General features: G+C 54.5%; 7 protein-coding genes. 2 read left to right on the top strand and 5 right to left on the bottom strand.

Going from position 1 to position 13,181, the window contains the following annotated elements:
* Positions 1-97: 97 nt before the first annotated feature.
* From L971_RS01020 to L971_RS01000, 5 genes are all read right to left on the bottom strand, one after another.
* Entirely contained in the window at positions 98-2,107 is a 2,010-nt protein-coding gene (locus tag L971_RS01020) for a catalase (RefSeq protein WP_024371009.1), read from the bottom strand.
* Positions 2,108-2,220: 113 nt separating this feature from the next.
* Complete coding sequence (locus tag L971_RS01015) at positions 2,221-4,305, bottom strand: heparinase II/III family protein (protein WP_047373883.1); 2,085 nt, start codon at positions 4,303-4,305, stop codon at positions 2,221-2,223.
* Positions 4,306-4,401: 96 nt separating this feature from the next.
* Positions 4,402-5,064 carry a hypothetical protein gene (locus tag L971_RS01010; RefSeq protein WP_047373881.1) on the bottom strand — a complete coding sequence of 221 codons (663 nt, stop codon included), beginning with the start codon at positions 5,062-5,064 and terminating at the stop codon, positions 4,402-4,404.
* Positions 5,065-5,106: 42 nt separating this feature from the next.
* The gene (locus tag L971_RS01005) at positions 5,107-6,333 is read right to left on the bottom strand and encodes an FAD-binding oxidoreductase (protein WP_047373879.1); all 1,227 of its coding nucleotides are present in this window, start codon (positions 6,331-6,333) and stop codon (positions 5,107-5,109) included.
* 100 nt (positions 6,334-6,433) lie between these two features.
* Positions 6,434-9,952, bottom strand: a complete 3,519-nt coding sequence (locus L971_RS01000) for a chitobiase/beta-hexosaminidase C-terminal domain-containing protein (protein WP_047373878.1) — start codon at positions 9,950-9,952, stop codon at positions 6,434-6,436.
* A 397-nt stretch (positions 9,953-10,349) separates the two neighbouring features.
* Here L971_RS01000 and L971_RS00995 point away from each other — a divergent pair, with 397 nt between their 5' ends.
* Together L971_RS00995 and L971_RS00990 are read left to right on the top strand one after the other, a co-directional pair.
* Positions 10,350-11,105 carry a carboxylesterase gene (locus tag L971_RS00995; protein ID WP_047373876.1) on the top strand — a complete coding sequence of 252 codons (756 nt, stop codon included), beginning with the start codon at positions 10,350-10,352 and terminating at the stop codon, positions 11,103-11,105.
* A 136-nt stretch (positions 11,106-11,241) separates the two neighbouring features.
* A complete protein-coding gene (locus L971_RS00990; RefSeq protein ID WP_052200206.1) occupies positions 11,242-12,933 on the top strand; it encodes an alpha-glucosidase in 1,692 nt (563 codons plus the stop codon).
* The last annotated feature ends 248 nt before the right edge of the window (positions 12,934-13,181 follow it).

The following is a 13,181-nucleotide window of genomic DNA, read 5'->3' as shown; positions in this document are numbered from 1 at the left end:
TACCCCACCAAGTATAACGCGGCAGTATGAAAAAAGGAAAGGTACCTCAAAAAGGACTCGCCCGATTGAACGGGTCGAGTCCTTACATCGTTCACATTTACGCCCGATCCCAGAATCGGCCTTTGGCAATCCCGTCGATAAACGTATCGAATCCGTCGAGACTGTGTTCCGGGAATGTGAACACCCCGGGTTGGTCCGTCTTCACGCGGCATTTCGCGAGCGCTTCGTCGTGATGCAGATGCAACGCGAGCGGCTTGAAGTGCTTGTACGTGTTCTCGATAAACTCGAGGACGTCATCTTCGACCGTGGTCGTGGCACTGACGAGGAAAGCGGCGTCGAACAGGCTCGAGTCGACCGTGTCGTACGTCTCTTTCACTTTCATGTCGCCGAGCGTGTACGCTTTCTTGCCGACGAGACTGTAGTTCACTTTCTTGTCGGCAAGTTCTTGTACCCAAGCCTTCACTTGAGCGGCATCGACGTCGCCCGCTAAGAGCACGGCCACGCTCTTCGTGTCTGGTTTCATGACGGTGTCGGCCATGCTGAGAGCCGGAGACGCCTTGTCCGAGACGACTTCATTGTTCTCGGCCGGTAGCTCGACACCTAAGTTGTCGGCGACGACCGAGGCGAGCGAACGATCGATTCGGTTCAACAAGTCGACGGCGTTCTCTTTTACCATGTCCGAGTCACATTTGCCGAGCTCGAAGCTGTAGGCATCTTGGATGTGCTGTTTCTCGACGTCGGTCATGCTGTTGTAGAACATTTTCGCCTGTGAGTAAAAGTCGAGGAAGCTGTCGCTGCGTCCGCGAATCTTATGACCGTCAACTTTCTCTTGATAGTGCTCAAATCCGCCTTGGTCGGCTGGGACAGGTTCCGGCTGATTGTTGTTGAGCGCATTTTTATGGTAGCTCGTCTGGCCTTTGTGGACGGCCATTTGATGCATCCCGTCGCGCTGGTTGTTGTGGAACGGGCAGACCGGCTTGTTGATCGGGAGTTGATGGAAGTTCGGTCCTCCGAGACGTGACAACTGGGTATCCGTGTACGAGAACAGACGCCCTTGGAGGAGCGGGTCGTTCGAGAAGTCGATTCCCGGCACGAGGTGGCCAGGGTGGAACGCGACTTGTTCCGTCTCGGCGAAGAAGTTGTCGACGTTTCGGTTGAGCATCATCTTGCCGACGAGTTTGACCGGTACGTCTTCCTCTGGCCACAGTTTCGTCGGATCGAGGATGTCGAAGTCGAACTTGAACTCATCCTCTTCCGCGATGACTTGCAGCCCGAGTTCCCATTCCGGATAATCACCTTTATCGATGGCTTCATACAAGTCGACACGATGGAAGTCAGCGTTCTTACCGAGTGCTTTTTGTGCCTCATCCCATACTAGCGAATGGACGCCGAGCTTCGGTTTCCAGTGGAACTTGACGAAATGCGCTTTCCCTTCCTTGTTGACGAGCCGGAACGTGTGCACGCCGAATCCTTCCATCATACGCAGGCTGCGCGGGATGCCCCGGTCGCTCATCGCCCACATCACGTGGTGAGCCGTCTCATGGTTTTGGCCGACGAAATCCCAGAACGTATCGTGGGCGCTGCCGCCTTGCGGCACTTCCGTGTGCGGCTCCGGTTTGACGGCGTGGACGAGGTCCGGGAATTTGATGGCGTCTTGGATGAAGAAGACCGGCATGTTGTTCCCGACGAGGTCATAGTTGCCTTCATCGGTATAGAATTTGGTCGCGAATCCACGGACGTCGCGTACGGTGTCTCCCGACCCACGCGAACCTTGCACCGTCGAGAAGCGGACGAACACCGGTGTCACTTTCGACGGATCGTTCAAGAAGTCGGCTTTCGTATATTCGGCGAGTGGCTCATACACTTGGAACTCCCCGTGCGCCCCGACGCCGCGTGCGTGCACGATCCGCTCTGGGATTCGCTCGTGGTCGAAGTGCGTCATCTTCTCGCGGAAATGGAAATCCTCAATCAGCGTCGGTCCACGTCGCCCGGCTTTGAGCGAGAACTCATCCTCGGCCATCTTCAAGCCTTGATTCGTCGTCAGCCCTGCTCGTTGTTCGTTATCAATCGTATGTTGTTTCAACTGCTCTTCTTTTTTGTTCCCCATGTTGTTGCCTCCCCTTTAAGTATGCGCACACGTCGTAAGCCACGATTTGGCCTACTTACCGAGTTTTCCCTAACCGAACGAGAAAAAACCCTCTTTTGGAAAAGAGGGGAAAGTTAACGGAGCATCGACAGCGTCTTCGTCGTCCCGTCAGACAAGGTGTAGCGGACGAGATAGTGCCGAGACGTCGTCTCTATTTTATACGAGCTGATTTTTGTCGGTTTGTCGCCGAGGTGAAGGAGCGTCAAGTACGTCACACCCTTTCCGTGCTTCGTCGTCGCGACTTGGTTACGGCGTTGCCAGTCATAATCGTGATACGAGACGTGGCTCGAGCCGATTGCCAGTTTCGGTGTGGCGCCCACTTCAAGCTGCAACACATGGAGCGAGCGTCCTGCCGCATCTTTGAAGTAGGCGTAACGACTGCCGCTCTCGACCCGGTTCAGCCCGACACCGAGATGGAAGCGTTGGACGAACGAGGCGGTGACCGGACTCGTGATTCGATCATAGACGAGAATCGTGCCGTCTCGGTCGTAGGCAAGGCGCCGCGTGTGGGCCATGCCGTTTCCAATCAAATGGCTCGTCCCGGCAGCCGTCCACTGTGTCGAGGCGGCACCGACCGACGTGATGCTGCTCCGACCCAAGTTACTCGGCGTCAAGTTGAAGCTCTTGCCGGATACATGGACCGTATTGTGGGCGGCCGCGTGCAGGACGCTTTGGCGTTCGGGACGGTTCGTATAGGCGTAACGACCGCTCTCGACGATAAAGTCACGTCCGTAACCAGATACGTCGAGCGACAAGTCATCGGCATGTTTGTGGACGTTGCTATGATAGCCTGCCGTCATCATGACATGGACCGCGTCTTGGAACTTACCGGCACGTCCTCCCCAATGTTGACGGAAAAATGCGTATTGATCCGATAGTCTCCCGACACGTGTCGGCGGAGCCGTCCCGAGCGTCCCGCCGCTCATCGCGTAGCGAAGATGAGGATACCGCTCGATGTGGGGGATGGCCTCTGGCCGATGGACGAGAGACGGGGTGTCCCCAAACATCGGCAGCGTGCCGTTCGGTTTAAGCATGTATGTCAGTGCGTTCGGCATGTCCCTGACGTCCCGCATCCGGTTCGATAACGTGAAACGGTTGGCCGCCGCCCAATCGTTGAAGCGGCTGAGCGTATCATACATATAGATTTGATAGAACGGCGAGTGTTCGAGATGAACCCCGTCGGTGCTCAAACTATGGTTCAGTTGTTTCGTGAGCCGTGTCGTGGCGAGGGGACGCCAAGCGGCAGAGCGGTCGAACGATGGATGCGTCTCGGCGACCGCGGTCAACGCCATGTCTTGAAAGATACCGTGATTGTTGTTCGGCTTGTAAAAGCTAGGGGTCGATAGTAGTGTCGCATGCTCATATAACGTCTTGGCGAACAATTGGGAGAAGGCGGGGTCATCGTTCACGCGCGATGTCCGATAGACGTTCCAAAAGTTGAGCAGGTGAAACGTCCGAATGGCGGTCCCGTGGTCGTGATACGGCCACGGATGGCGTTTATAGTCCTCGACCGGATATTGTTTCGTCCAACTTAAGATGATTCGTTTCCCATAACGGAGATAATCGTCCCGCCCGTTTACCGTATACGCTTGGGTCAACTGGTTTAGTGTCGTGAAGTAATGAATTTGGAACTTGAACGAGTTCGAGTCGACGTTCGGAATCGAGGTGTCGAATCGGTATGTATCGATATTCGGGACGCGCAGTTCGTAAGGAGGGGAGGGGATATACCAACTCCCTTTCAGCGCGGCATCAGCCCGGATGACTGCGGTCGACGGTTTAAGCTCATCATAGGTGTAGGGGGTGTGGCCACGTGGAAGCGTACGCATATACTCGTGGGTCAGTCGCGCGTATGAATTTGCTGAAAGGATCGAGCGGGACAGGTTCGTCGCTTGAAGCGTGCCGTCTTGTTTACGGACGTACCACGTCGTCTTGCCGTCTAGCACACGGTAATAGCTGCCGGACGTCGTGACGGCATGGAACGTCTTGGCGCTTTTGAGCGTCGTCTTCGGAGTGAGCGTCTTGCCGACGAATTGGTAAAGGACAGCACCGGTGCGAACGTTCAGTTGATAAGGAGCGTTCGTGGCGGCTTCAGTGGTGGCCGGGGTGAGCGTCGAACCGATGAAAAACAGAGCGATCCATACGAACAAGTGTCTTTTCATAGATGTCGTCCTTTCTGCGTGAGCGGTGCACAAAAAACCTTCCCTTTACAGTTAGCCGAAAGGGAAGGAAAGTCCTGCATGTCATATGAAAGGGCGTCACAACGAAGCCCAGACGTTTTGTTTCAAGACGATATGCTGCACGTCTTCCGGTTCGAGCCCATACTTCGTCGAAATGGTACGGGTCACACGCGATCGAATGTCGGGATGGTCCGAATCTTTCTCTTCATAGACGTCGTTCCAGGCCCGCCAGACACGTACCTCGTCCTCGGACAGTTGCGTATCCCATTCCTTCTCACGCAGTTGCCATCCGAACGACATCTCGTCGTAATCCCCGGGTTCTACCGTGCCGGCAAGTCCCCAATCCCCTCCGGGACCGAAGACGGCTTGACCGAGCGGTGAATCCGTTCCGATATACGCCTCATGATCATAGAACTGAATCAATGCGGCTTGAAACGTGTCACGCGCTGTGACCTCGTCGATGACATCATGGCTGATCGCCTGCAACGCCTCGACGTCCGGTTGGCCGTGGACGACGACGTCGTACTCGTAACGGAGCGAATCAGTTTCTTCTACGGCCCGACGTTCTTTAATGGTATACGCCACATCGTTCGTCGCTTCAGACGTTTGGACCGTCTCAGTCTGTTCTGATGCGGGTTCGCTCGGCCAGGCGTAAATGGCGAAAGCGATGGCTGGGAGGAAGAGCAGCCCTCTCCGTAAGCGATATACCCAGCGTGGTTTTTGATTTCGATTGATTGTCATGTCGTTCACTCCTTGCCTATGTATAAAAAGATCCCCTGAGCGTCAGGGGAAGGTCGTGTCTGATTGACGTACCCGGTCGAGTCGGACGATGCGTGCATCTTCATTCTCGACACCGCGCACGGCGTCACTCAACATTTTAGATCCGAGCATACTATACACGGTGCCGTTGCCTCCGTAACCGAGCAAATAATAGAGGTGCGGTCGATCGGGATGCTCCCCGATGAACGGCAACTGATCGACCGATTCCCCGAACAATGCCACCCAAGCGTATTCAACTGTCAATTCGTACATCGGGAACAGCTCCTCGACCGCTTGGCGGATGCGCTCGGCCCGTTTTTGAATGAGCGCTTCGCTGTGCGGGGTCTCCGGCTTCTCCTCGTCGAGTCCTCCGGCGATGATGCGTCCGTCGGTGGTCGTCCGCACGTACAAGTACGGCCGTTTCGTCTCCCAAATGAGGGCGCGGCCGTCCCAGGAACGGAAATCATCGACCGGATTCGTGGCGATGGCGTACGAGCGGTTCAGCTCGAGCCGATGGGAGTCGAGCAGAGGAGAAGTCCCATACCCTGTCGCGAAGATGACATGGTTCGCTTTGAACATGGCCTCTGGCGTCACGACGAGCCAACCGTTCCCATCCGATACGACATCTGTGACGTCGGTCTCTTCGAAAATCGGGACGTTCGCCTGTGACAAGTGACGGACGACTTGACGACTGAGCGTGAGCGGGTTCACTTCAGCGTCGCCTTTCGTGACGAGGGCGGCCGGCTTGTCGAACGGGAAACGCGCCTTCAATTCGTCGCGGTCGAGCCATTCGGCCGCGAAACCATGTTTCGTTAGCATCTCATATTCACGTCTCAATTTAGTGACATCTTCGTCACAGCTGGCGAAACAGAGACTGTCCCGTCGGATGTAGACGTCTTTCGCACCGACCGTCTCGGCCACCTCGTCGAGTGAATCGACCGCCTCCGCGCAAAGCTTATAAAACCGGACGGCGTCGGCCTCGCCGATTTGTGCGGCGAGCTCATGTAACATGATGTCGTTCGAGTATTGGATGAGCCCGGTGTTCGCGGCCGTGCTCCCGGCCCCGACTTTTCCTTTGTCGAGGACGGCGAAATCGACACCATCTTGATGGAGCGTGTACGCGGTCAATGTGCCGGACATGCCGGCCCCGATCACGAGTACGTCATAGCGTTCTTTTTTTTGAGGTCGCGCGAGGACGACCTGTTCTGATTCTGTCTTCGGCCAATACAGTTCACCGTTGTGCATCTCCATCTTGTCTGCCTCCACTTCGTTCACATCTCCTTTTTAATCCCCGAATTTCAAAAAGAAAAACACAAAAAACCGCAGACGAGCTCGTCTGCGGTCAAATGCGTCATTTTGTGATAACGACTGTTTTAGCGGAAGCACCTTTCGTATACGTGATGCGCTTGACGTTCTCTGCGCCCCGAATCTCAGCGAGGTTCGTCCCGTCGACGATCACTTCTTTGACGGTCGCGCCTTTGAAGTCGATGATGGCACCGGCCTTCTCTGGCTTCACTTGCACGACGATGTTCTTGAGCGGGTCACCTGTCAATTCCGTGTGGACGCCACGGACGAAGATGCCGTTCTTGAAGTTCGTCCCTTTGCCGATCGTCACACCGATGTAGTCGTCTTGAAGGACGAGACGGGCGGCCGGGTGGTTCTCGACCGTGTAACGTTTCAACTCGACTTCTGGCGTTTCTGGCTCGGGCTTGAGGTCGATTTGAACGAGTACCGGATCGTGGTCACTCGCGCGGCCCGACATCTCTGTGAAGTCGGCGTTGACGTGGATCATGTCAATCTCAGTCGAAGCGGCGAGACGGTTCGACACGAGGATGTGGTCGAGCACTTGCGAGTTGCCTTGGTAGATGTACGAGTAACGGTCGACGGCCGGCACTTTCTCGACCATGTTCGTCATCAAGTCACCTTTGAAGATTTGCATGGCGTCTGAGAACTCGAAATCGTTGAAGTCACCGAGAGCGACGACGTTCGCATCCGGGTTGTCAGCTTTCACGTCCGCCACGAAGTCGTGGACGATTTGGGCGATTTTCTTACGTTGGACTTCACTGCCGAGCACGACCGGTTGCTGCGAACCGAAGAAGCCTGTGTCGCCGCCTTTCGAGTTCCAATGGTTGGCGATGACGATGACGTTCTCGCCTTGGAAATCGAACTGGGCCGCGAGCGGTTTACGCGAACTGTTGAACGCCGGGTTGAGCGGGTCGATCCGGCCCGGGTTGTGGGTCAACTTCCCGTTCTCGTAACCGACAGCCGTCGTCGCGTCACCTTCTGGCGCGCCTTCTGTGAGCGAGACACGCTCTGGGTCATACAAGAAGCCGACACGGATGTTGGCGTTCGGTGCGCCGCCATCCTTGTTGTTTTCGGGATCGATGTTGACGTATTTGTACGTCTTGCCGCCGACGGCGACGATGTTGTCGATCAAACGCTGGTAGCTTTGGTCAGCCGCCGCGTCTCCTGTGCTTTGTCCATTGTTGTCTTGGACTTCGGTCACACCGATGATGTCCGGGCTGTTCAACTCTTCGACGAACGCTTTCGCGAGCTTGAGCGCCTTGTCGTCCGACGTCTCTTTTATGTTGTTCGAGAAGTTCTCGAGGTTGTACGAGGCGATCGTCAACTTATCTTCTTCTGCTTGGATGAACGTCGTCTCACGTTTGGCATCGCCTTTGACGAAGGCAGACTTCATCTCGTCGAGACCGACTTGAATCTTATAGTTGCCGAACGAGTAACCGACGACACCGACGATCGGTCCGTTGAACAAGTCACCCGTCGCGACGTCGAACTCACGCGCTTCGACGTTCGGTTCGAGACGGAACTGGATCCGCTCGGCGTTAGCGTCATCTTTCTTCAATAGAATCCCGCCGTTGAACGTCTCTGTCGGTGCGCTCTCGAGTACGGTGACGAGGTCACCGTACTGTTGCGGAGCGACCGATTTGAGGTTCCCTGTCTCGACACGCATCCCTTCAAGGCTCTCCCAGAAGTCGATCGCATCTTTGTCCGGGTTGAAGATGGCGAGCGCATCGCTGTCGATGAACTCGGTCGGCAAGTTCGACTCGTCAATCTTGACCGGTGTCGGGAGTTTCACGCCGCTCTTCAAGACGTCGACTTTTCCGTTACGTGTGTCGATTTGCGTCATCTTCATGTCTGTCTGCTGGCGATCGCTGTAGCCCTCGATCGCATATTCGCTGACGAGACCTTTCACGCTGACGAGGTCGCCGACTTGAATGCCAGGAATCGATCGTCCGCCGTACAAGACGATGGCTTCAGACGTACGTGGGTCCTGGTCTGCTTCCATGTCTGGCGTTTGGATGTAGTAGTACGTCGTACCGTTTGAGACGAACGAGTACGTGACGATGCCTTCGACGCCTTCGACCGTCTGTCCGTTCATCGGTGACGTATGGCTTGCGCCTTGAATGTCGTGGATGCGAATCTTGTCCGTGATCTTATAGTCGTATGTCGTCACGGCGCTGAACGTATCGTTCGATTTGACGGCCGTCTTCAACGTCTTCGATGATTCGATGCGAATCGGTGCCGTGTAGCGCGTGCCGTTTACTTTCGGGTCCGAGCCGTCAAGCGTATAGTAAATCTCCGCATCGGCCGTCGTCGTCGCAAGCGTCACGTCTTGTGGCCCGATGAACGTGCCCGCACCTGGTGTCGCGATGGCTGGACGCAGGACCGAATTGTCGATCACTGTGTCGGCAGCGCTGCGCGGAATGATTTGATACGTATTGTCGAACTGCTGAACGATTCCAGTGATTGATGAATAGTTGACGTCCGTCTGGAGGTCGAGGATGCCACGCTCATCACGGACGACGAACTCTTTTGTGCCGTCTGTCGCCGTCAAGTTTTGCCCGCTTCCAGAGAGCGTCACGTTCTTGACGGTGACGAGTTCAGACTCGACGTCTTCATTGATCTGCTCGCCGGTCAACACTTGCGGGGCCGGTACGGTCGTCGTTTGCTTCGAGACGACGACGGCGTTGTTCAATTGAAGAAGTTCACGGTACGAACCGAGCGCGCCCGTGACGACAATTTCATCACCTACGTTGACCGCGAGAGACGTCGGGCGAATCGAGAGACCGCCTGTCTCGTCTTGGATGGAAATCGTGTTCGCTAGCTTCGCTGTGACCACGCCTTTGACCGTCACTGTCGCGCCATCAGCTTTTGTCCGGGCATCTGCGATTGAAATCGGTGTCGCTGGTGCCGGAGGCTCTTCAATTGTCCCGCCGTCACCGTATACGACGCCTTGGAACGTGTGCGACCCGAGGTTCGTGAACGTGTCGATTGGAAGGCCGTTCCACTCGTCGGCTGGTTCGAACGCGTCGCTACCGTTCGTGTCGCCAGTCGTAACCGTGTCTTTACGGACGAGCGTCTGATCGACAGATGAAACCGTTGTACCCCACTTCGGTGAAGGACGGAAACCGACTTGCCCGAACACGTCGAGGACGGTCGACCCTTTCTTCAAGACGAGTGCATCGTCACCATTGAAGTTTGTCACGCCGCTCGTGACATTCGCCTTCGCTTTAAGGGCATCGCTCGCGCTTCCGTTGACAATGACGTACGTCGCCCCTGGTTGCAACGTCCCCGTCAAATTCAACGTCGTCCCGACGGTCGCACTTCCGTTCGTATACAGTTCGAGCTTGTAGTCCGCAAGGTTGATGACCGAGCTCGTTCCGTTGAACAGTTCGATGGCTTTGTTGTTGCTCGAGCCCTCCACGTACTCCGAGATGAATAAGTCTGTCGCGTTAAGTCCTTCTGCTTGAACGTTGGCCGCGATCGGCGTCAAGCTGCTCGCGATGAGCCCTGCCGACAAAGCTAGCCCTGTCATTTTTTTGAATGAACGTTTAGGATGATTCCCCATGTTTTTTCGTCTCCCTTTGACTTATGTAAGATGTCCGATACGATGTCCCACTTCGTTGTCGTCGCTCGTTGAGTCGGTTAGCCCCCTCCATAAAAACACACAAGAAAATGATAGCGCTTACATTAATCAACTTGGCGATGCGCCGATGCGTTTACACTCCTGGATGGTTTGGTGTATTTCGCTATCATTTACCAACTTTTTAACTACATGTTAAACATAACCAAGCAGACGTCAGAACTCAATCCTCTTAACGCGAAGTTCATATTACATTTTGATGACAAAGGTAAATCGGTTTTTAGTTTGTCGAATAGTGTTGACGGAATCAAATGCAACTCTTACAATTCTCTAATACAAATTAAATGTATCGGTGAACTGAGGATTAAAAAGGAGGGCATGAATGACGACTACAACTTACCCGGTCATCCCGGGAGCTGGCGCATTTTATTATGAAGGAAACGAGACCGGTATCCTGTTATGTCATGGATTTAACGGGACACCCCAAAGTGTCCATGATGTCGCCCTCGACTTGATGGGAAATGGATTTACGGTGTACGCACCGCGTCTCACCGGACACGGCACCGACCCAGAGGAATTTAGACGGTCGACGCGGGACGATTGGTACGAGACGGTCATCGATGGGGTACGTCTTCTACGGGAACGATGTCGTCACGTGATCATCGTCGGACAATCGATGGGTGGAACGCTCGCACTGAAGGCCGCGCTCGCAGGTCACGTCGACGCCATCGTCACGATTAACGCCGCGTTGTCGGTACCGGGTTATGCCTGCCACGCCGCGGACGGGATTTGTCGATTTATCGACGAGGACGAACCTGACATTTTGGCGGAAGGAGTATATGAAATCGTCTACGACAAAGTGCCGACATCGGCGATTCGACAGCTGCTCGCGTTAATCGAAGAGGTCCGCCCGCACGTGTCGCGCGTGTCGGTCCCGACATACGTCATCCACTCTGCGGTCGACAACGTCGTTCCACCGGAAGATTCGATGTGGTTGCATGACCAGATTCGGGCGCCAAAGCGGCGAGACGTGCTCGAACGATCCTATCACGTGGCAACGATGGACCACGACCGTGAGCGGCTGTCACGCCTCATCGCGTCGTTCTGTGAACAAGTTGCGACTGTCACGAAAATGTAGTCTACGGACTGCATTTTTTTGTGCCGTCTCTATTTGCAAACGCTTGCACTAATGCTATTGTAGGATTAGATTCATGTAAAAACAGGTATGTACCTTCTTTATAAATCGACTACAATCTCTAGGGGGAAATTGACGTATGGAGACGGCGTTCAGACGAGTGGAGCAACAAAGGGTCACACGGGCATGGTGGAAAGAGGCGATCGCCTATCAGATTTATCCGCGTAGTTTCAAAGATTCAAACGGGGACGGCATCGGTGATCTTCGTGGCGTGATCGAGAAGCTCGACTATCTCGAAGACCTTGGCATCGACGTGATCTGGATTTGTCCGATGTATAAGTCGCCGAACGATGATAACGGTTATGACATCTCGGACTACCAAGATATTATGGAAGAGTTCGGCACGATGGAAGATTTCGATGCGCTTCTGAAAGCGGTGCATGCGCGCGGGATGAAGCTTTTGCTCGATCTTGTCGTCAACCACACGTCAGACGAGCACCCGTGGTTCGTCGAGTCGAAACGGTCGAAAGACGATCCGAAACGAGACTGGTACATTTGGCGTGATGGGGAAAACGGCGGACCGCCGAACAACTGGGCGAGCATCTTCGGCGGTTCGGCGTGGGAACTCGACCCGGAGACGGACCAGTATTATTTGCACGTGTTTTCAAAGAAACAACCCGACCTCAACTGGGAGAACGGGGAAGTACGCACGGCAATCTATGACATGATCAACTGGTGGCTCGAAAAAGGCATCGACGGGTTCCGCGTCGACGCGATCAGCCACATTAAAAAGAAGCCGACGGACACGATGCTGCCGTCGCCAGAGGGGAAGAAACACGTGACGGCGTTCTCGATGTATTCGAACATCGAGGGAATCCATGACTACCTCCAAAAGATGAAGCGCGAAACGTTCGCGAAATACGACATCATGACGGTCGGCGAGACGAACGGCATCGAGCCGGAAGCGGCGGATTTATGGATGGGGCCGGACAACGGGGCGATGAACATGGCGTTCCATTTCGACCACGTCGATATTATGCGCAAGTCGCGCCTTGCCCCGCTTGACGTCGTGGAGCTGAAGCGAATCTTCGATAAATGGCAGCAAGGGCTCCTCGAGACGGGGTGGAACGCCCTCTACATCGAGAACCATGACATGGTCCGTGCCGTTTCGCTCGTCGGGGACGAGAACCACTATTGGCGCGAGAGTGCGACCGCGCTCGGGATGATGTACTTCTTCATGCACGGGACACCGTTCATCTATCAAGGGCAAGAGATCGGGATGAAGAACGTCCCGCTCCCGTCCATCCATGATTATGACGATGTCGCCACGAAAAATGAGTACTTCGAGCGCATCGCGAACGGCATGAGCGAGATCGATTCGATGCAACAAGTGTGGGGAACGTCCCGTGACAACGTCCGGACCCCGATTCAGTGGGACGCCTCACCTTACGCCGGTTTCTCGACGGCAGCGCCATGGATGCCGGTCCACGAAGAGTATGAGACGCTCAATGTCGAGGCGCAGACGAAAGACGCCCATTCGATTTTGTCGTTCTACAAGGCGATGATTCGTCTTCGCCGTACCGAAGAGACGTTCACATACGGAAGTTACACGGACGTCTTACCGGACCATACGCAAGCGTTCGTGTATGAACGCACGTTCGAAAACACGCGCTTCATGATTGTCGTCAATTTGACGGCGAATCCGGCTATCGTCACGCTTCCGGACGTTGTTGATGCGACGCTCGTCTTGACGAACGAGACCGACCCGGAACCGATTGACACGGAAACGTTCACGTTGAAGCCGTTCGAGGCGAGATTGTATCGTCTTTAAACGAATAGAGAAGCACTTTCCAACGACGCGGAAAGTGCTTTTTTTGTTGAATGCAGAGAGTCTTAGGATGTAACAGGTTTGAAAATAAAAGATTTTAAAGAGCCATTTATGGTTTAAAGAGTAAAATAATTTACAATAAAAGGGTTTTAAAAATAGGCGAAAAAATAAAAAAATATTGCGTTTCTTCTTATTAACAAGGTCACGTGAATTTGAATCAGAGAGAGCGGGAGAGATGAAACAAACGAAAA

Origin of the sequence: Exiguobacterium sp. ZOR0005 (assembly GCF_000798975.1) — a bacterium.
In the GTDB taxonomy this organism is placed as follows: domain Bacteria; phylum Bacillota; class Bacilli; order Exiguobacteriales; family Exiguobacteriaceae; genus Exiguobacterium; species Exiguobacterium aurantiacum.
Note: the sequence above shows the minus strand (reverse complement) of the source record. Positions and strands in the feature narration are given on the sequence as shown.